Genomic DNA, 18,413 nt, shown 5'->3' with positions numbered 1-18,413 from the left:
CTCTTTGAGCAAAGAAAATTCATATATTTCAATTAAAAAGCCGTAGGCTTTCCTTAGCGGGAAAGACCTGCGGCTTTTTTGCTCAATTATAAATCTTGTCTCCATTAGAAAGTAGGAGAGCGATTTGGGTGGGGAGCAAAAAATAAAAAAGTTTGCTCAAAATCGGATTCCTTCTCCAAAAGAAAGTAGGAGGTGTGATAAGGCCTCTGGAAAGGAGAGATAAGTGATGAATACAAACTATCCAGATACCGACATAGCTGTGTGTAATGTGGCTGAAGAAATCCAAGTCCTAAGTGCTATCAGTCAAGTATCTGCCAGAATGGCAAGGAACTTACTACTCTTTGCCGTGCATCATTCTACGATGGAAGGAGAGACAATTCATGACAAATGAAGAAACAGCAAGACAAGTTGCACAATTACTACGCATAGCGGCAGACGCTATCAATCAAGCAGCAGACAAGGTAGCTCAAATAGCGGAAATGGAAAATGGCCAAGAAGTCAAGGCGAACGGAAATAAACAGGGCCCTCAACTGACTCTGGAAGATGTCCGCAAAGTCGCCGCCGACAGGTCACGCCAGGGATTTACGGATGAAGTCCGCAGCCTCATTCAGAAACACGGCGCCAACAATCTGTCCAGTGTTGATGCGGCACAGTACAGCACCCTCTTGAAAGAATTGGAGGCGATTGGTCATGCCGGATAAACACGCGGTGCTGTCCGCTTCATCCTGCTACCGTTGGTTGGCTTGCCCGCCGTCTGCGAAGGAATGTGCCAGGCTGCTAGATACGACTAGTAAATTCGCTCGCCAGGGCACCGATGCCCATACACTCTGTGAATTCAAAGTAAAGACGGCACTGGGGCAGAAATTGGAAGATCCGACGAAGTCTCTGACGTACTTTGATGAGGAGATGGCGGAGTGTACCGATGAATACGCGCAGTTCGTCATGGAATGCCTGGCATCGGCCAAAGCATCCTGCAAGGATCCGTTCATCATGGTGGAACAGCGACTGGACTTCTCGAAGTGGGTGCCTGGCGGCTTTGGTACTGGCGACTGCCTCATCGTAGCCGATGATACCTTGACCGTTATTGACTACAAACATGGACTTGGGGTCCTAGTAGGCGCCGAGAAGAATCCGCAGATGATGTGCTACGCCCTCGGCGCGCTGAACCTGTTCGATGGCATCTATGATATTCGTCAGATATCGATGACCATTTTCCAGCCCCGCCGTGATAACATCAGCACCTACACCATGCCCAAAGAAGAATTGCTCCAGTGGGCTGAAACCGTATTGAAGCCAGCGGCAGAACTGGCGGCAAAGGGAGAAGGAGAGTATAAGGCTGGCGACCACTGCCGCTTCTGTAAAATCAAGGCGACATGCCGCAAGCGGGCTGAATATAACTTAGAACTGGCTCAGTATGATTTCGCCGTCCCGTCCACGCTTCAAGATGAAGAAATCGAAGCCGTCCTTTCTAAGGCCGATGAACTGGTGAACTGGGCCGGAGATGTCAAAGAATACGCTTTACAGCAGGCCCTATCCGGCAAGCAGTGGGATGGATGGAAACTGGTCGAAGGCCGGTCGAACCGCCGCTACGTAAATGAAGATGCAGTCGCCGCCAAAGTGGAAGACGCGGGCTTCAATCCATATGAAAAGAAGCTGCTCGGCATCACGGCGATGACGAAACAGCTCGGCAAGAAGCGGTTCGAAGAACTGCTGTCAGATTTAGTAGAAAAGCCGCAGGGCAAGCCTGTCCTGGTGCCGGAATCGGATAAGCGTCCGGCCATGCACACCGCGGCAGATGATTTCAATGTTAAATTTTAAGGAGGAAAAAATTATGTCTAAAAATTATGTAAACCCGTGCAAAGTAATTACTGGTGTCAACACTCGTTGGTCTTACGCTAATGTTTGGGAACCAAAGTCCATCAATGGAGGTACGCCGAAGTACAGTGTCAGCCTGATCATCCCTAAGTCGGATACGAAGACCGTAGAAAAAATCCGCGCCGCCATTAAGGCCGCTTACGAAGAAGGCCAGGGCAAACTCAAAGGCAACAATCGTGTAGTTCCTGCCCTCGAAGCTATCAAAATCCCACTCCGTGACGGTGATTTGGAACGTCCGGGTGATGATGCCTATAAGGACAGTTTCTTCATCAATGCCAATTCTACTACGAAGCCTGGCATTGTCGATGCCGACTGCCAGCACATTCTGGAACGCTCTGAAGTCTACTCTGGCGTCTATGGCCGTGCTTCCATCAGCTTCTACGCTTTTAACAGCAATGGCAATAAGGGCATTGCTTGCGGCCTGAACAACCTGCAGAAAATCCGTGACGGCGAACCCCTCGGTGGCAAACCACGTGCTGAAGATGACTTCGCTACAGCTGACGATGACGATTTCTTGGCATAAGGAAGGAGAATTTCAATGGAAACTACGATGCAAATGATTTTAGAGCTGATGTATTGCCTGGTGGCACTGGCAGCAAGCGGTTTTTTTGTGGCCTTAATTTATACAGACCTCAAGAAAGATCAACGTGACGAAGAAATAGCACGGCACCGGGAAGAACGGGAAGCGGAATATCACCGCAAACAGATGGAATCTTTTCGGAAATAAGTATTGGTAAATGGTGGTGGCGGGACCTTGTGTCTCGCCGCTTTTCTTGAGGTGAAACATATGAAAAGCATGAGTATAGATATTGAAACGTTCAGCGATGTCAACCTGGCTAAATGCGGTGTGTACAAATATGCTGAATCGCCGGCCTTTGAAATTCTCCTTTTCGGATATGCCGTGGATGGCGACGAAGTACAGGTCGTTGACCTGGCCCAGGGAGAAACTATCCCTGAAGATATTCTGGAAGCCTTAACCGATGAAGCAGTCACCAAGTGGGCCTTCAATGCCAGTTTCGAACGAATCTGCCTGTCGCGATATCTGAGTGATTTGGGGATGAGCCTGGATCCGTTCCATGACCATCATCCTCTTTCCCAGGATTGTGCCAGGTTCCTCAATCCGGCAGGATGGAAATGCTCCATGGTTTGGTCGGCCTACATGGGTCTGCCGCTTTCCCTGGAAGGCGCAGGGGCCGTGCTGAAGCTGGACAGCCAGAAAATGAAGGAAGGCAAAGACCTGATCCGATATTTCTGCGTTCCCTGCAAGGAAACCAAATCGAATGGCGGCAGGACAAGAAACCTTCCTCAGCATGACTTAGACAAATGGACTTTATTCAAGTCCTATAACAAACGGGATGTGGAAGTGGAAATGGCCATCCAGAAGCGCTTGAAGAAGTATCTCGTACCGCAGCAGGTATGGGATGAATATCATCTCGATCAGGAAATCAACGACCGGGGCATCGCCATTGACCGGACGTTGGTCGGCCAGGCCGTGGCCATGGATGCCCGGTGCCGGGAATCATTGATGGACGAGTTAAAGAAAAAGACGGGCTTAGAAAATCCGAACTCCGTCATACAGATGATTGCCTGGCTGGAACAGCACGGGATGAAGACTGATTCTTTGGGCAAGAAGCAGGTACAGGAACTGCTGAAGACGGCAGAAGAACCGCTGCGCAGTGTACTGCTTCTCCGGCAGAAGCTGGCAAAGTCTTCGATCAAGAAATACCAGGCTATGGAACTGACGGCCTGTAATGACAGCCGGGCCAGGGGTATGTTCCAGTTCTATGGGGCCAACCGGACCGGGCGGTTTGCTGGACGGCACATTCAATTACAAAATCTTCCCCAGAATCATCTGCCGGATCTTTCGGAAGCCCGGGGACTGGTGCGCCAGGGAAATTATGAAGCCCTGGAATTTCTGTACGACTCCATACCTGATATTCTTTCCCAACTGATCCGCACCGCCTTTGTGCCACGTAAGGGAATGAAGTTTGTGGTATCGGATTTTTCGGCCATTGAAGCCAGGGTGCTTTCGTGGCTGGCAGGAGAAGCTTGGCGCTCGGACGTGTTTGCCAGAAATGGCGATATCTATTGTGCCTCGGCCAGCTCCATGTTCGGCGTTCCCGTGGAAAAACATGGCGTCAATGGCCATCTCCGGCAGAAGGGGAAGATCGCAGAGCTGGCCCTTGGTTATGGCGGCTCCGTAGGTGCGCTGAAGGCCATGGGAGCCCTGGACATGGGCCTTACAGAAAATGAGCTATATCCTCTGGTGCAGTCCTGGCGGTCGGCTAATCTGCATATCGTCGATTTCTGGTGGCAGGTAGATGCCGCCGTGAAGACGGCCATCAAGGAACATATCCCCATGCGGGTCGGCTGCATCCGCTTCCTGTACCAGAGCGGCATGCTGTTCATCCAGCTTCCCAGCGGACGGCGGCTTTCTTATGTGAAACCCAGAATAGGCGAGAACCGCTTCGGCGGGGAATCCGTCACCTATGAAGGCATCGGCGCAATGAAGAAGTGGGAGCGGCTGGAAAGTTACGGCCCGAAATTCGTGGAAAACATCGTCCAGGGCATCAGCCGTGACATCCTCTGCTATGCCATGCAAACTGTTCGATGCAGTGATATTGTCGGCCATGTCCACGATGAACTTATCATCGAATGCGACAGGGATGTCAGCGTTGACGCCATCTGTGAGCAGATGGGGCGGACGCCGCCGTGGGCTGAAGGACTTATTCTGCGAGCCGATGGATATGAATGTGAATTTTATCAAAAAGATTAATATTTTTGCTCAAAATGGATTTCCTTCTCCATAGGAAAGTAGAAAGAGCTTTTAGGAAGGGGAATTTGAGATGAATAAATTCAATGATGAGCACTACTTAGATCCTACGCCACAGCAAGCATTGTCCACTATTGAAGCAGAGAAAAAGGCAATGAAAGCATATCGACCTCTGGTTTATGTGTGTTCTCCTTATTCAGGAGATACCTTGAAAAACACTGAAAATGCTCGCCGATATTCCAGATTTGCTTTCGAACAGGGCCGTATCCCCATCGCACCGCATCTGTTATTTACGCAATTCCTGGATGACCATAACCCGATTGAAAGAGAGATGGGTATGCATTTTGGCAATGTGCTGATGAGCCTATGCCGGGAAGTGTGGGTGTTCGGCGATATCATTTCTCCTGGCATGGATGCGGAAATCAGGAGAGCCCGGTGGAAAAATTACAGGCTGAGATTTTTTACTAATGACCTCGAGGAGGTAGAAAGATGATTTTTACGATTTACACTGCTGACTGCACTGGCAACGAACACAATGCTGTATATCCAAACAAGGCAGTTATTTCGAACGGCGAGGAATTAAAAACTGCAGCCGCCTTTGACCACGTATGTGCGGTGTATAAGGACAACTACCGGAACCGGGATAACTTTCTGGTATCTGATGTGGCGGTCATGGATTGTGACAATGGAGATACGGACAATCCTACCGAATGGGTGACCGGAAAAAAACTTATTACCCTGTTACCCGATGTGGCTGTGGCTATTGTCCCATCTCGCAATAACATGAAGGAGAAAGATGGAAAAAGTGCTAGGCCACGTTTTCATGCGTATTTCATGATTCCCAAAATGACAGACGGAGATGCTTATACAGCACTCAAACGAGCCGTACAAAAGCAGTTTCCGTTTTTTGATGGAGCTGCACTAGATTCTGCCAGGTTCCTTTACGGAAGCCAGGCAGAATCAGTCCTTTGGCAGGATGGGGCTAGAACCATTGCTGATTTATTTTGCGACACGAAGAGCAATGATTCTATCCCACAGGGGCAGCGCAACAATACAATGAGTCGGTTTGCAGGGCGTGTCATCAAACGGTATGGGGCAACAGAACGGGCATATTCCATATTCCTTGAGGAAGCCGAAAAATGTGATCCGCCTTTGGAAGATGCCGAACTCAATAAAATCTGGCAAAGCGCCGTCCGGTTCGGGGAAAAGGTGGCTAAGCAGGAAGGCTATATCAGCCCTGAACAGTACAACAATGATTTTGGCACGGGAAAGTCACTGAAGCCAGGAGACTATTCGGATATCGGGCAGGCGAAGATGTTGGTACGGGAGTATGGCAGTGAGCTGAAATATACTGCTGCCACGGACTATTTGCGCTATGACGGAACGCACTGGGTGGAATCGAAGCAGCGGGCTGTGGGTGCAATGGAAGAATTTCTTGACCTGCAATTGGCGGACGCTCTGGATACCTTAGTTAATACCATAAACACGCTTAAAGAAAGTGGAATATCAGAAGAAGAAATCCGCAGCGGAGGAAAGTCACTTGAAAAACAGATAAGCGAAAAACAGGTCGAGGCCTATCATGCCTATCTGTCTGCCCTCGCTTATAAGAAATTTGTTATGAAACGGCGAGATATGAAATATGTGGTTTCAGCGCTCCAGGCGGCAAAGCCTATGCTTGAAATCAGCTATGATGATCTGGATCAGAACCCGTTCTTGCTGAATTGCCCAGACGGTACCTATGACTTGAAGCAAGGGGCATCATCGCGGCAGTTACATAACAGTATGGATTTCATTACCAAGATTACATCGGTTTCTCCAGGTGATGATGGAAAAGCACTCTGGTTGGATTCAGTCGGGCGGACATTCCAGGGAAACGTAGAATTGATTGATTACGTGCAACGAATTGCGGGCTTGGCGGTTATCGGACAGGTGGAGCTGGAAGCCTTGATTATTTCATATGGGGAAGGTTCCAACGGAAAATCTACGTTCTGGAATACGATTGCCAGTGTTTTGGGGAGCTATAGCGGTACTATTTCTGCGGATGCTTTAACGGCCAACTGCAAGCGGAACGTAAAGCCTGAACTGGCTGAAGCTAAGGGGAAGAGACTCCTTATTGCCGCAGAATTGGAAGAAGGCATGCGCCTTTCAACTTCAGTGGTAAAACAGCTTTGCTCCACAGACCGAATTTCAGCAGAAAAGAAGTATAAAGACCCGTCCAGTTTTATGCCTTCCCATACGCTCGTCTTGTATACGAATCATTTGCCACGCGTCGGTGCCATGGACACCGGCATCTGGAGACGGCTTATCGTCATTCCTTTTACGGCAACCATTACGCGGAAGATGGATATCAAGAATTATTCAAAATACCTCTTAGACCATGCGGCACCCTACGTGTTGAAGTGGGTGATGGAAGGGGCCAAGAAGGCCATCGACTGCCAGTTCCATTTCCATCAACTGATGTGCGTGAAGGAGGCCATTCAAAAATACAGGGCAGATAATGACTGGATGACGCATTTCCTGGAAGAATGTTGCGAGATAGATCCTGGCGCGCACGAACAATCTGGGAAATTATATGAATCTTACCGGAGTTTCTGTATTCGGACGGGCGACTTTGTCCGTAATTCCACAGAGTTTACCAGAACTTTGGAGCAGAGAGGATTTGAACGGGTGAAAAAGCGGGACGGACGGTTCATAATCGGCATCAGGCTTAAGATTTCGGACTTTTTGGAATGAGTGGTGTGACGGACGGTGACACCCAAATATAAAACCCCTTTTAAGGCTGTTTTTTAGAGAAAAAACACATATAGAAAAGTTTAGGTTTGGGGCGTCACCGTCCGTCACAGAAAGGAGAAATTCATGCGGGAACGCACAACAGAAATCAAATTAGTGATGGAAACCAGGAAACGTGGGGGCATGGCATTGAAGTTTATTTCGCCGTCATACAGCGGCATGCCTGACCGGTTAGTACTTTTGCCGGATGGAATAATGGCTTTTGTAGAAGTGAAAGCACCGGGGCGGAAGCCAAGGCCTCTGCAAAATAGCCGCCATGCCATGCTTCGTAAAATGGGGTTCCCGGTTTTCGTCCTGGACAATCCAGAGAATATTCCTGGGATGCTGGATGGATTGGCACACATGAAGGAAAGGAAAGGAGGCGGTGCCAGATGAAGTTTCTGCCGCATGATTATCAGAAATACGCCATTGAATACATCAAGTCCCATCCAGTTACGGCCCTGTTCCTGGACATGGGCCTTGGCAAGACGGTAACGACGCTGACAGCCATCCGCGATTTGATGTATGATTCCTTCGAAATCAAACATGTACTGGTCGTGGCGCCACTTCGGGTGGCGAGAGATACCTGGCCGGAAGAAATCCGAAAATGGGACCATCTGAAAGAACTTACCTGCAGTGTGGTTGTGGGAACCGTGGCAGAACGGCGGCGGGCCTTGCAGCAGGAAGCGGATATCTATATCGTGAACCGGGAGAACCTGGCCTGGCTGTATCAGAACAGCCGCCTGGATTTCGATATGGTCGTCCTGGACGAGCTGTCGAGTTTCAAAAACGCCCAGTCCAAACGGTTCAAGGCCATGAAAGCTATGCGCCCTAAAGTGAAGCGCATCGTCGGCCTTACAGGTACGCCCAGCGGCAACGGGCTGATGGATCTCTGGGCCGAGTTCCGGCTGCTGGACATGGGGAAAAGGCTCGGGCAGTATATCAGCCAGTACCGGAACCTGTATTTCAAACCAGACAAGCGCAACGGCATGGTGGTATTTTCCTACAAACCTCTGCTGGGAGCGGAAGAAGTCATTTATCATCAGATTTCAGATATCACCGTGTCCATGAAAGCGAACGATTATCTGAAGATGCCGGAGCTGGTGAGCGTAGCGAAAGAGGTCAAGCTGAACGAAATGGAAAAGAAACGTTACGACGAACTGAAGCAGTCCCTGGTATTGGAGCTTCCAGGCGGCGAAGTCACAGTCGCCAATGCCGCGTCGCTTACTATGAAACTTTCGCAGATGGCGAATGGCGCCATTTACACAGATGACAAGAATGTCGTGAATATCCATGACCGGAAGCTGGATGCCCTGGAAGATCTGGTGGAAAGCGCTAACGGGCAGCCAGTCCTGGTGGTGTACTGGTTCAAGCACGATAAGGAACGCATCCAGCAGCGGATGGAAGCCCGGGAACTGAAGGAGCCGCAGGACTTCGCCGACTGGAATGCAGGAAAGATTCCCGTGGCTCTCATCCATCCGGCCTCTGCCGGACATGGGCTGAATCTTCAGCAGGGCGGTTCCATCCTGATCTGGTTCGGCCTGACCTGGAGCCTGGAACTATACCAGCAGACCAATGCCCGGCTCTGGCGGCAGGGGCAGGCGGACAAGACGGTCATCATACAGCACATCGTAGCCAAGGACACGATTGATGAGCGTATCCTGAAAGTATTGGAACACAAAGACGGAACCCAGGCCGCACTGATTGACGCGGTGAAAGCTGACCTGGGGATGACGGAACCAGGAAACGGGGGTATACTATGAAGCGGGAAACAGAAGGAGAAGAGAAGCGTATGGAAGCAAAAGCGTATCTGGAACAGGCACGAAATATCAATATCCAGATAGACAGCAAGCTGGAGCAGGTATCCGCCTTGCGGCAGCTGGCTATCAAGGCGTCATCGACACTCAGCCCGGTGCCGCCGAGCGGGACGCCGAACCCGCACCGGCTGGAAGAAACCATCACACGCATGATGGACATGGAACAGGAAGTGGATGAGGACATCGACCGTCTGGTGGAACTCAAGGCAGACATTATGAAGGCTATCAGCCGGGTGCCGGACGACCGGGAACGGGTTGTCCTGGAACTCCGCTATCTGGCCTTCAAGGACTGGGCGTCCATCGCCGATGCTATCGGGCTCCACATTCGCCAGGTGTACCGCCTGCATGACGAGGCTCTGAAACGCATTGAAATTTCTGGCGAATGTCACTGAATGTCACTAAAGCAGCACTTGATGTCACTGGCTTCTGTAAGATATACTATAATCAGCAAAAAAAGAATGAAGGACCGAGGCTTGAACGCCATCGGTCCTTTTTTGATGCAGGAAAATAAAAGAAAGAACCTATCAGTAACTCCAGCGCAAGCTGCTGAAAACAGCGGCGGCATTCTGGCCATAGACAGGTTCTCTCTTGGCGGCAAAGGCTATGCTGGTATCTCAGGAACCAGAATCTTCTGCAGCAGCCCTCGGCACTCCCGCCGTCAACATATCCTTTGCCTGAAAAACGCGGGATTTGCCGTGGGAGTACTCCTTTCACTAGCAAGTCAGACCGTTCTTCTGATTTTAGTATAACAGGTTTGTGCAGAGGAAGGAAGGATATCCTATGCCAAGAAGACCACAGACACCGTGCAAGTATCCGGGATGCCCGAGACTGGTGCCATATGGAAGGAAGTATTGTGATGAACATGAACGGCAGTGCCGGGGCGAACGGAAGAGCGCGATGCTGCGTGGCTACGGGAGAGAGTGGCAGAAAGCCAGGAAGTTCTTCCTGAAGCGTCACCCCTGGTGTGTCCGATGCAAAGAGAAAGGACGGCTCGTCCCGGCAACCGTCGTGGATCATATCCAGCCACATCGCGGCGACCCGGATTTGTTCTGGGATGAGAAGAACTGGCAGCCTTTGTGCAAGAGTTGCCATGACCACAAGACGATGACCGAAGATAGATATTGGAAATACAAATATTAATGCCACCAAATAAATTTATATACACTTTCAATCATCGAATTTTTGGGAATAGGAATCCAAGGATAATTAGTAACATTTCTAGTTTTTATCAATTTACCGTTTTTGTCATAAATTGAATAGATTCGAATTGCAAAAGTTTTATGATTTCGGTTTAATAACAAATAGTTAACATCATAGTTTCCATTAGCATGTAAGACTTTTGACCATAAAACCCCGAAATCGGATAGAGTTTTTATACTATCCTTATCAATATAATATTGGGAATTATCTGATGTTTTACCTAAATAAAGCCAGTTTGAAGCAAAGCACGGTGATGCTAAACAGAAGATAAATATCAATGATAAAAAAATCTTTTTCATTTTTAGTTCGCCTCCTATATATGACAAAATTTTGCAATAAATACTAGTAGCATAGATAACAAACAATATATTTAATGCGCCACTCTTCAAATAGTAATTTATATTCAATGTATATTATTTTATCTTATAATAACATGAATGTTTTGATAAAGGAAAGCCCGAGGGGTATGCAAATCTCTGCAGCCCTTCCGTCCATGACCGCCGCCCCCTCAAACGTGAAAAAACGCGAAATTCCATAGGGGGGATACCGGCAGATTTTTAAATGGAATTTTGGACAGCTCCAAGCGATGAACGCCTGGAGTTTTTTTGTTGTTAGAAAGGAACCGGCTTTATGGATGACTATCAGCGTCGACAGATAGAAACGATGCGAAAAAAGGGGATGGGCTACAAGGCCATCGCCCGGGAAACGAAGCTGTCACGGGACAGCGTACGGAATTACTGCCGCTGGCATCACCTGAACGGATACGGCGCTGCCGTTGCCGCGGCATTCGGAAAGGAAACGGTACATGAAGACATCTGATATGGAATGGAAAACCCTGCCCATCGGGCAGCTGAAACCTGCGGCCTACAATCCCAGGAAGCAGCTTAAGCCCGGCGACAAGGAATACGAAAAAATCAAGAACTCCATCAAAGAATTCGGCTACGTGGAACCCATCATCGTCAACTACGACATGACAGTCATCGGCGGCCACCAGCGGCTCAATGTGCTGAAGGACCTGGGCTATGAAGAGGTCCAGTGCGTGGTTGTCCATATCGAGGACGAACACAAGGTCAAGGCTCTTAACATCGCGCTCAATAAAATCACCGGGGCCTGGAACGAACAGCTCCTGGCTGACCTTATCGTGGATTTGAAGAGTGTCGATTTCAATGTGGATTTGACGGGTTTCGAGGCCCCGGAAGTGGAGCAGCTCTTTTCCAAAGTCCACAATAAGAAAGTCAGGGAAGATGACTTTGATGTGGATGGGGAGCTGGAGAAGCCGGCCCTTTCCAGAAGCGGCGATATCTGGCTCCTTGGTGACCACCGCGTTATCTGCGGGGACGCTACGCTGCCGGAAACCTATGCAAGGCTGATGGACGGAAAGAAGGCAAACCTGGTACTGACGGACCCGCCGTACAACGTCAATGTGGAAGAAACGGCTGGGAAAATTAAGAACGACAATATGCCGGATGATAAGTTCTACCAGTTCCTGTTCAGCGCTTTTGTAAACATGGAACAGAACATGGAATCGGATGCCTCCATCTATGTATTCCATGCCGATACACAGGGGCTGAACTTCCGCAAGGCTTTCAAAGATGCAGGGTTTTACCTGTCCGGGTGCTGCATCTGGAAGAAGAACGCCCTGGTCCTGGGCCGCAGCCCGTACCAGTGGCAGCACGAGCCATGCCTGTTCGGATGGAAACTGAACGGGAAGCATCAGTGGTATTCTGACCGTAAGCAGACGACTATCTGGGAATATGACCGTCCGAAAGCCAGCAAGGAACACCCGACCATGAAGCCGGTGGCTCTGATGGCCTATCCCATACAGAACTCATCCATGAGCCACTGCATTGTCCTCGACCCGTTCCTCGGATCCGGCTCCACCCTCATGGCCTGCCAGCAGACAGACCGTATCTGCTACGGCATCGAGCTGGACGAAAAATTTGTCGATGTCATTGTGAAACGGTACATCGAACAGGCAGGAAGTGATGGCGTATTTGTGGTACGTGGAAATGAGAAAATTCCCTATGATAAAGTGCAGAAATGACTTGCTATTATCGGCGTTCAGAGTGATATATGTACTAGCAAAACAAGGAGGTACATAGACCATGACAATCCATACCAATCTGAACGACCGAAAGGAACTGGCCAGACGGCTGATTCCATTCAACCATAACGAAAAGCTTCACTACGCGGGAACACCGACTTTTGCCTTTGAAGGGCATGGTTTCCGCATCCTGCGCAGCGGGGATATTGAATGTGATGATGAAAAGACAGAAGCAGCCATCACGACTTTCCTGCAGAACGAAAGCCTTCTGCCGATACCGGAAACAGCGCAAGAACCGGAATCAGAATCCATTTCAGTGGCAGCATCACAGGATGAACCGGATGTGATGAAAGTCAGCATCCCGGCGGACGGGATGGACGGAACGCAGATGCGCAATCTGGTGTTCATGCTCCATGCCCAGCAGTACCTGCTGAACCGGGCTGCGGAACACGACAATATCTGTGTGCCGGACGGTCTGATTGGGAATCTGCAACAGGAACCGATAACGGACCAGACTTCCTTCTTCGCCATTTATCAGAATTATGAAAAGGACGGGCATGGCTTTACCATCACGCCAGACATGGTAACGTTCTATTTTTCCCCGACCGGGAACGCAGTCAAGAACCGCGCCCTCGTGGAACTGGCCGCCTTCATGGTTTCCGCAGCAAGGAAGGCGAAACGGATCAATCCCGCCGCACGGAAACCGGAGAACGAGAAGTACTATCTGCGGATGTGGCTCCTGCGCATCGGGATGGGGACGAAAGCCAGCCACGAATCACGCATGGCTCTCCTCAAGGGACTCAGCGGCTTCAGCGCCTTCCGCTCGGAAGAAGAAGCCAGAAAGCATGCGGAACGGCAGAAAGAACGCCGGAATCAAAACCCATAAATCCTCAATTTAATTCATAATTATTCTCAAAATGGCTTGCTATTGTGTGCCTTTAGAGTGATATATAGTGTACTGAAAGAACACACGCACACATAGAAAGGACAGAGAGAATTATGAAAACACTGCACTTTGGAATCGAAATGGAAATGACAGGGATTACGAGAAACCGGGCGGCCAGCCTCATGGCCCGCTTCTTCGGAACAGAAAGCCGCCATGAAGGCGGAGCCTACGATACTTACACCGCCAAGGATGACCGGGGACGGAAATGGAAAGCTATGAACGACTCCAGCCTGATTCCGCAGAAAAAAGTGAATGGCGAAATCATGGATGCATCCACGAACTACCGCACCGAGGTAGTCAGCCCCATCCTTTCCTATGAATACATTCCCAAACTGCAGGAACTGGTGCGGACACTCCGCAAAGCCGGGGCCTTCGCCAACAAGTCCTGCGGCATCCACATCCACGTCGGGGCGGAACGCTTCACGGCAAGGACGCTGCGGAACCTCGTGAACATCATGGCTAGCAAGGAAGACATGATTTACCGCGCTCTCCAGATTAACCCTTCACGGGAACATCGGTACTGCCGGAAGACGAACACCATTTTCCTGAAGGACCTCAACCGGAAAAAGCCGGATACGCTTAGCGGCATCGCCGACCTCTGGTATCAGGAAGATCCCTACGGACGGAATCATCACTACAACAGCACCCGCTACCACGGGCTGAACCTCCACGCCACTTTTACCAAGGGAACTGTCGAGTTCCGCCTTTTCAACGGCACTTTACACGCCGGCGAAATCAAGGCCTACATCCAGTTCTGCCTGGCGGTTGCCCATCAGGCCCTGACGCAGAAGAAAGCCTCGGCACGGAAGACAGAAACAGACAACGAAAAATACGCCTTCCGGTGCTGGATGCTCCGGCTGGGACTCATCGGTGACGAATTCAAGACCTGCCGGCTCCACTTCCTCAAACACCTTACGGGCAACTCCGCATGGCGCAATGCCGCCGCTTGAAGGGAATAGCCTCACGGGCAGCTTCGGCTGCCCTTGGGGCGGTAGAAGGGCCTACCCTTCGGAAAGGATGATTGTGATGAACGAAAAATTCTACATTGCCTATGGCAGCAACATGAGCGAGGACCAGATGGCGCGGCGCTGCCCTGACGCCGCCCTGATAGGGACTGGACGGGTAGATGGGTATGAGCTTTTTTTCAAAGGCTCGCTGACCGGCTGCTACGCCACTATCGAGAAGAAGGATGATGCCTTCGTGCCGGTGGTTATCTGGCGCATCTCGCGGGCTGACGAAAAGCGGCTCGATATGTATGAGGGATTCCCAAAGTTCTACTACAAGAAAACTATTCCCGTTGAAACGGACAAAGGGGCCATCCGCAGCCTCGTGTACATCATGCATGAGGAACGGAAGTTCGGTGAGCCAATCGACTGGTACTACCGTAACATGGAATGCGACTACCGCAAGTTCGGCTTCGACCTCTCCGTCCTGCGGAAAGGGCTGACGGAAAGCAGGGCGAGGACGAAAGGCGCACGGGTGAGGCTGATTTCCATGGACGATATGCAGGCACCGCCTGCGGGGACGGAAGGCACTGTCCAGTACGTCGATGACGCCGGCACCATCCATGTGCAGTGGGACACGGGCGGCAGCCTCGGTCTTGTGCCGGGCGAGGACGAATGGGAACTTGTCGAATAATCATCAAAAAATGACTTGCTATTATGTCCATTCAGAGTGATATATATACACAACAAAAGGAACAGAAAGCGAGGAAGTTACGATGACAAGATTCGAAAAAGACTACCACGAAATGCTGAAAGGTGCAGGATTGTACATTTTACAAGGACGCAGAGCCGAAATCCAGAAGCTGAAGAAAGAACAGCGGGCCTGCAGGAACCGCTTCCGGTTCCAATGCATCCGCCAGGAGCTCAGCCGGCTGGAACGGGAATACGAAGCCCTCGAAGAACTGTACTGAGCCGTTGGGAAAGGAGGCCACAAGGCCTTCTTTTTCTTGTAGAAAAAAATGCATAAATGTCCGAAAAATAGCTTGCTATTATGTGCGTTTAGAGTGATATATATACACGACGAAGGGGACAGCCCCAAAGAACACAAAGCACATGAAAGCGAGGAATTCACCATGACAAACATCTACACGCTCCGCAACCATTTTACTCTCCGGGAATACCAGACAGCCATCACACGCGCCGATTTTGAAGCCCATTTCGAGGCCACGAAGGAAAAGGTGACCTTCACCTTCAACGGCTGGGACGGCAAAAGCTATGATGGCGAAAGCCGCACGGCGCGGGTTTACCGGACGGATGTAAAAGGCTATGAAGACGCCCGGTTCATCAAAGTCGGAAAAGGCTTGCACTACATCGAAGAAAACAGCCGGATTCTTGAAAAGGCAACGGGCGAATACCATGTCAGAGCCGAATGGCTGGTCGATGTCCTGAAGAACATAAAATAAGGAAAGCCTGAACACGGGGCCGTAAGGCCCTTTCCTTGTCAGAAAATAAAATGCATAAATCTTCGAAAAATGACTTGCTATTATGTGCGTTTAGAGTGATATATATACACGACGAAGGGGACAAGCCCCAAAGACAAAAGGCACATGAAAGCGAGGAACATAGCATGAAAACCACAACAAACCCCTACAGACTTCCACAAACGACAACACCGGAACAGCTCGAAATGAACGGGATCCATATCCTGAATTTTGGCGACCAGGTTCTCCTAGCCGGCCATTACTTCAGCAAGGGGAAGGATTACTGGTACGGAGCAGCCTACACATTCACGACTAAGGACCATACCTGCGAAGGGAAAATCAGACTGATGGCAGTCAGCGACAAACTTTTTGAAGACGATGGCCATGCCATCGAGTGGGCCATGAAACACTGAAACTGAATACGACAACAACAGGGAACCGCGTGTCGGTTCCTTTTTTGATACATTTTTTTTGAAGGAGGTGAACGGCCATGGCCATTCGCGGAAGGAAACCGAAACCTACAGCGCTCAAAGTACTGGAAGGCAATCCCGGTCATCGGCCGCTCAACAAGAAAGAACCCCTGCCCAAAGGCAGGCTGCCACGCTGTCCGGACTGGCTGGAAGACGACGCCAAGAAAGAATGGAAACGCCTGGGTAAAGTGCTGGCGGAGATGGGTATGCTGACCAACCTGGATATGATGACTTTTGCCGGCTACTGCCAGGCCTACGCCCGGTGGAAAGGGGCGGAAGAATTCATCACCCAGCACGGGGATATGGTACGGACGCCGAACGGCTATCTGCAGCAGGTGCCGCAGGTGTCCATCGCCCAGACCAATTTGAAGATTATGCTGAAGTTCTGCGAGCAGTTCGGCCTGACACCGTCCGCCCGGAGCCGCATGGTCGGGGAAGAAAATGGGGCGGAAAAAGAAACGGATGAAATGGAACTGCTGTTAAGGGGGTGACAAATTTGGCATTTGTATATAAACCGTCAGCGTTCATGCTGCCGACATCCCATTACGACAAGGACAAGGCCAACCGGGCGGTCGCCTTCATAGAGAACCTGTGCCACACGAAAGGGAAATGGGCGGGGAAGCCGTTCCTGCTCCTTCCCTGGCAGGAACAGATAGTCCGTGACCTGTTCGGCATCGTAAAGGAAGACGGAAACAGACAGTTTCTGACGGCTTATATCGAGATAGGAAAAAAGAACGGGAAAAGCGAACTAGCGGCAGCTGTTGCTCTGTATCTTCTGTATGCTGATAACGAACCAAGCGCAGAAGTCTATGGCGCCGCCTGTGATAGAAACCAGGCATCCATTGTGTTCGATGTAGCAAAGCAGATGGTGGAGATGAGCCCGGCTCTTTTGCGTCGTTCCAAGATACGGTCGGCAGGCAAGCGGATTATCAACTACCGAAACGCCGGGTTCTACCAGGTGCTTTCAGCGGAGACTGGCACGAAACACGGATTGAATGTATCCGGCCTGATTTTTGATGAAATCCACGCCCAACCGAACCGGAAACTCTACGATGTCCTGACCAAAGGCTCTGGGGATGCCCGTGAACAGCCGCTCTTTTTCATCATCACTACAGCCGGCAATGACAAGAACAGCATCTGCTATGAACTGCATACTAAAGCACTCGACATCATGCACGGCAGGAAGAGGGATTACACTTTTTATCCTGTTGTGTATGGATTGGAAGAAGGGGAGGACTGGACGGACGAAGCCAACTGGTATAAAGCGAACCCGTCTCTCGGTTACACTATCAACATAGAGCGTGTCCGGGAAGCGTACCGGAACGCCATCGAGAACCCGGCCGAGGAGAACGTGTTCAAGCAGCTGCGCCTGAACATCTGGACTTCAGCCAGTATCCGCTGGATTCCGGAGCAGGTCTACGACAAAGGCAATCTGCCTATCAATCTGGAGTCTTTACGTGGCCGGATGTGTTACGGCGGGCTGGACTTGTCCAGTACCTCAGACATCACGGCTCTCGTTCTGGCCTTCCCGCCACGGACGGAAGATGAGAAATATGTGCTCTTGCCGTTCTTCTGGCTGCCGGAAGACACACTGGAACTCCGATGCCGGCGCGACCACGTGCTTTACGATGTCTGGCAGAAGCAGGGATTCATCCAGACTACGGAAGGGAATGTCATTCATTACGGCTTTATTGAAAAGTTTATCGAACACCTGGGTGAAACCTATAACATCCGGGAAATCGCCTATGACCGGTGGAACGCTACCCAGATGGTACAGAACCTCGAAGATATGGGATTTACCATGGTTCCCTTCGGGCAAGGATTCAAGGAGATGTCGCCGCCTTCCAAGGAACTGTTCAAGCTTCTGATGGAAGGGAATATCGTCCATGGCGGCAACCCCGTCCTCAAATGGATGGCGGGAAATGTGGTCATGAGGCAGGACCCGGCCGGGAACATCAAGCCGGACAAAGAAAAATCCGTCGAAAAAATCGACGGAATCGTGGCATCCATCATGGCACTGGATCGCTGCATCCGTAACGGAACAGGCAGCGGCAGCGTCTATGATGAACGGGGCGTTATTGCATTTTAATTTTT

At 50.4% G+C, this 18,413-nt stretch carries 23 protein-coding genes; 22 read left to right on the top strand and 1 reads right to left on the bottom strand.

What is annotated here, in order from left to right; all coding sequences use genetic code 11:
- The first annotated feature begins 380 nt into the window (after positions 1–380).
- From H8J70_RS00595 to H8J70_RS00540, 12 genes are all read left to right on the top strand, one after another.
- Positions 381–701 carry an rRNA biogenesis protein rrp5 gene (locus H8J70_RS00595; protein ID WP_186501818.1) on the top strand — a complete coding sequence of 107 codons (321 nt, stop codon included), beginning with the start codon at positions 381–383 and terminating at the stop codon, positions 699–701.
- Between the two features lie 7 nt (positions 702–708).
- Positions 709–1,818, top strand: a complete 1,110-nt coding sequence (locus H8J70_RS00590; RefSeq protein ID WP_343068677.1) for a DUF2800 domain-containing protein — start codon at positions 709–711, stop codon at positions 1,816–1,818.
- Between the two features lie 13 nt (positions 1,819–1,831).
- Positions 1,832–2,398, top strand: a complete 567-nt coding sequence (locus tag H8J70_RS00585) for a DUF2815 family protein (protein WP_118022856.1) — start codon at positions 1,832–1,834, stop codon at positions 2,396–2,398.
- 15 nt (positions 2,399–2,413) lie between these two features.
- The gene (locus tag H8J70_RS00580) at positions 2,414–2,602 is read left to right on the top strand and encodes a hypothetical protein (RefSeq protein WP_118022855.1); all 189 of its coding nucleotides are present in this window, start codon (positions 2,414–2,416) and stop codon (positions 2,600–2,602) included.
- A gap of 69 nt (positions 2,603–2,671) precedes the next feature.
- Positions 2,672–4,651 carry a DNA polymerase gene (locus tag H8J70_RS00575; RefSeq protein ID WP_246415212.1) on the top strand — a complete coding sequence of 660 codons (1,980 nt, stop codon included), beginning with the start codon at positions 2,672–2,674 and terminating at the stop codon, positions 4,649–4,651.
- A gap of 70 nt (positions 4,652–4,721) precedes the next feature.
- Positions 4,722–5,141, top strand: a complete 420-nt coding sequence (locus H8J70_RS00570) for a DUF7768 domain-containing protein (protein ID WP_186501815.1) — start codon at positions 4,722–4,724, stop codon at positions 5,139–5,141.
- Positions 5,138–7,381, top strand: a complete 2,244-nt coding sequence (locus H8J70_RS00565; protein ID WP_186501814.1) for a phage/plasmid primase, P4 family — start codon at positions 5,138–5,140, stop codon at positions 7,379–7,381. Before H8J70_RS00570 ends, H8J70_RS00565 begins: the two co-directional genes overlap by 4 nt.
- Before the next feature lie 123 nt (positions 7,382–7,504).
- Positions 7,505–7,813, top strand: a complete 309-nt coding sequence (locus H8J70_RS00560) for a VRR-NUC domain-containing protein (protein WP_118022851.1) — start codon at positions 7,505–7,507, stop codon at positions 7,811–7,813.
- On the top strand, positions 7,810–9,180 hold the full coding sequence (locus H8J70_RS00555) for a DEAD/DEAH box helicase (RefSeq protein ID WP_186501813.1): 1,371 nt from the start codon (positions 7,810–7,812) through the stop codon (positions 9,178–9,180). The genes H8J70_RS00560 and H8J70_RS00555 overlap by 4 nt, the downstream gene beginning before the upstream one ends.
- On the top strand, positions 9,177–9,626 hold the full coding sequence (locus tag H8J70_RS00550; RefSeq protein WP_186501812.1) for an ArpU family phage packaging/lysis transcriptional regulator: 450 nt from the start codon (positions 9,177–9,179) through the stop codon (positions 9,624–9,626). The genes H8J70_RS00555 and H8J70_RS00550 overlap by 4 nt, the downstream gene beginning before the upstream one ends.
- 81 nt (positions 9,627–9,707) lie before the next feature.
- On the top strand, positions 9,708–9,983 hold the full coding sequence (locus H8J70_RS00545; RefSeq protein WP_186501811.1) for a hypothetical protein: 276 nt from the start codon (positions 9,708–9,710) through the stop codon (positions 9,981–9,983).
- Between the two features lie 31 nt (positions 9,984–10,014).
- The gene (locus H8J70_RS00540; RefSeq protein WP_186501810.1) at positions 10,015–10,374 is read left to right on the top strand and encodes an HNH endonuclease; all 360 of its coding nucleotides are present in this window, start codon (positions 10,015–10,017) and stop codon (positions 10,372–10,374) included.
- On the opposite strand, the gene H8J70_RS00535 is transcribed toward H8J70_RS00540, so the two are convergent.
- Positions 10,371–10,733, bottom strand: coding sequence for a hypothetical protein (locus H8J70_RS00535; RefSeq protein ID WP_118022846.1), 363 nt, complete (start codon positions 10,731–10,733; stop codon positions 10,371–10,373). The two genes, H8J70_RS00540 and H8J70_RS00535, sit on opposite strands and share 4 nt — an antisense overlap.
- A gap of 331 nt (positions 10,734–11,064) precedes the next feature.
- Here H8J70_RS00535 and H8J70_RS00530 point away from each other — a divergent pair, with 331 nt between their 5' ends.
- The 10 genes from H8J70_RS00530 to H8J70_RS00485 all read left to right on the top strand — a co-directional run bounded on the left by H8J70_RS00530 (position 11,065) and on the right by H8J70_RS00485 (position 18,408).
- Positions 11,065–11,253: a hypothetical protein gene (locus tag H8J70_RS00530; RefSeq protein WP_186501809.1), complete on the top strand. Its 189-nt coding sequence runs from the start codon at positions 11,065–11,067 to the stop codon at positions 11,251–11,253.
- On the top strand, positions 11,240–12,478 hold the full coding sequence (locus tag H8J70_RS00525; protein WP_186501808.1) for a site-specific DNA-methyltransferase: 1,239 nt from the start codon (positions 11,240–11,242) through the stop codon (positions 12,476–12,478). The genes H8J70_RS00530 and H8J70_RS00525 overlap by 14 nt, the downstream gene beginning before the upstream one ends.
- Before the next feature lie 61 nt (positions 12,479–12,539).
- On the top strand, positions 12,540–13,364 hold the full coding sequence (locus H8J70_RS00520; protein WP_186501807.1) for a hypothetical protein: 825 nt from the start codon (positions 12,540–12,542) through the stop codon (positions 13,362–13,364).
- Positions 13,365–13,477: 113 nt separating this feature from the next.
- Positions 13,478–14,374, top strand: coding sequence for an amidoligase family protein (locus H8J70_RS00515; protein WP_186501806.1), 897 nt, complete (start codon positions 13,478–13,480; stop codon positions 14,372–14,374).
- A gap of 76 nt (positions 14,375–14,450) precedes the next feature.
- Entirely contained in the window at positions 14,451–15,062 is a 612-nt protein-coding gene (locus H8J70_RS00510) for a DUF4314 domain-containing protein (protein WP_186501805.1), read from the top strand.
- An 82-nt stretch (positions 15,063–15,144) separates the two neighbouring features.
- Positions 15,145–15,339: a hypothetical protein gene (locus H8J70_RS00505; protein WP_186501804.1), complete on the top strand. Its 195-nt coding sequence runs from the start codon at positions 15,145–15,147 to the stop codon at positions 15,337–15,339.
- Positions 15,340–15,501: 162 nt separating this feature from the next.
- Complete coding sequence (locus tag H8J70_RS00500) at positions 15,502–15,831, top strand: hypothetical protein (RefSeq protein ID WP_186501803.1); 330 nt, start codon at positions 15,502–15,504, stop codon at positions 15,829–15,831.
- A 164-nt stretch (positions 15,832–15,995) separates the two neighbouring features.
- Entirely contained in the window at positions 15,996–16,262 is a 267-nt protein-coding gene (locus tag H8J70_RS00495; RefSeq protein ID WP_186501802.1) for an Nmad4 family putative nucleotide modification protein, read from the top strand.
- 77 nt (positions 16,263–16,339) lie between these two features.
- A complete protein-coding gene (locus H8J70_RS00490; protein WP_186501801.1) occupies positions 16,340–16,810 on the top strand; it encodes a phage terminase small subunit P27 family in 471 nt (156 codons plus the stop codon).
- Between the two features lie 5 nt (positions 16,811–16,815).
- Positions 16,816–18,408: a terminase large subunit gene (locus tag H8J70_RS00485; protein WP_186501800.1), complete on the top strand. Its 1,593-nt coding sequence runs from the start codon at positions 16,816–16,818 to the stop codon at positions 18,406–18,408.
- Positions 18,409–18,413: the final 5 nt, after the last annotated feature.

Source organism: Megasphaera hominis (assembly GCF_014269395.1).
Classification (GTDB): Bacteria; Bacillota; Negativicutes; order Veillonellales; family Megasphaeraceae; genus Megasphaera; species Megasphaera hominis.
The sequence above is the reverse complement of the archived record's forward strand: the minus strand, read 5'-3'. Positions and strand labels throughout refer to the sequence as shown.

What these genes read in the sequence shown, in the direction of transcription:
- H8J70_RS00595 (WP_186501818.1), top strand. Translation starts at nt 381, where the DNA reads ATGACAAATGAAGAAACAGCAAGACAAGTTGCACAATTACTACGCATA.
- H8J70_RS00585 (WP_118022856.1), top strand. Translation starts at nt 1,832, where the DNA reads ATGTCTAAAAATTATGTAAACCCGTGCAAAGTAATTACTGGTGTCAAC.
- H8J70_RS00580 (WP_118022855.1), top strand. Translation starts at nt 2,414, where the DNA reads ATGGAAACTACGATGCAAATGATTTTAGAGCTGATGTATTGCCTGGTG.
- H8J70_RS00575 (WP_246415212.1), top strand. Translation starts at nt 2,672, where the DNA reads ATGAGTATAGATATTGAAACGTTCAGCGATGTCAACCTGGCTAAATGC.
- H8J70_RS00570 (WP_186501815.1), top strand. Translation starts at nt 4,722, where the DNA reads ATGAATAAATTCAATGATGAGCACTACTTAGATCCTACGCCACAGCAA.
- H8J70_RS00565 (WP_186501814.1), top strand. Translation starts at nt 5,138, where the DNA reads ATGATTTTTACGATTTACACTGCTGACTGCACTGGCAACGAACACAAT.
- H8J70_RS00560 (WP_118022851.1), top strand. Translation starts at nt 7,505, where the DNA reads ATGCGGGAACGCACAACAGAAATCAAATTAGTGATGGAAACCAGGAAA.
- H8J70_RS00555 (WP_186501813.1), top strand. Translation starts at nt 7,810, where the DNA reads ATGAAGTTTCTGCCGCATGATTATCAGAAATACGCCATTGAATACATC.
- H8J70_RS00550 (WP_186501812.1), top strand. Translation starts at nt 9,177, where the DNA reads ATGAAGCGGGAAACAGAAGGAGAAGAGAAGCGTATGGAAGCAAAAGCG.
- H8J70_RS00540 (WP_186501810.1), top strand. Translation starts at nt 10,015, where the DNA reads ATGCCAAGAAGACCACAGACACCGTGCAAGTATCCGGGATGCCCGAGA.
- H8J70_RS00535 (WP_118022846.1), bottom strand. Translation starts at nt 10,733, where the DNA reads ATGAAAAAGATTTTTTTATCATTGATATTTATCTTCTGTTTAGCATCA.
- H8J70_RS00530 (WP_186501809.1), top strand. Translation starts at nt 11,065, where the DNA reads ATGGATGACTATCAGCGTCGACAGATAGAAACGATGCGAAAAAAGGGG.
- H8J70_RS00525 (WP_186501808.1), top strand. Translation starts at nt 11,240, where the DNA reads ATGAAGACATCTGATATGGAATGGAAAACCCTGCCCATCGGGCAGCTG.
- H8J70_RS00520 (WP_186501807.1), top strand. Translation starts at nt 12,540, where the DNA reads ATGACAATCCATACCAATCTGAACGACCGAAAGGAACTGGCCAGACGG.
- H8J70_RS00515 (WP_186501806.1), top strand. Translation starts at nt 13,478, where the DNA reads ATGAAAACACTGCACTTTGGAATCGAAATGGAAATGACAGGGATTACG.
- H8J70_RS00510 (WP_186501805.1), top strand. Translation starts at nt 14,451, where the DNA reads ATGAACGAAAAATTCTACATTGCCTATGGCAGCAACATGAGCGAGGAC.
- H8J70_RS00505 (WP_186501804.1), top strand. Translation starts at nt 15,145, where the DNA reads ATGACAAGATTCGAAAAAGACTACCACGAAATGCTGAAAGGTGCAGGA.
- H8J70_RS00500 (WP_186501803.1), top strand. Translation starts at nt 15,502, where the DNA reads ATGACAAACATCTACACGCTCCGCAACCATTTTACTCTCCGGGAATAC.
- H8J70_RS00495 (WP_186501802.1), top strand. Translation starts at nt 15,996, where the DNA reads ATGAAAACCACAACAAACCCCTACAGACTTCCACAAACGACAACACCG.
- H8J70_RS00490 (WP_186501801.1), top strand. Translation starts at nt 16,340, where the DNA reads ATGGCCATTCGCGGAAGGAAACCGAAACCTACAGCGCTCAAAGTACTG.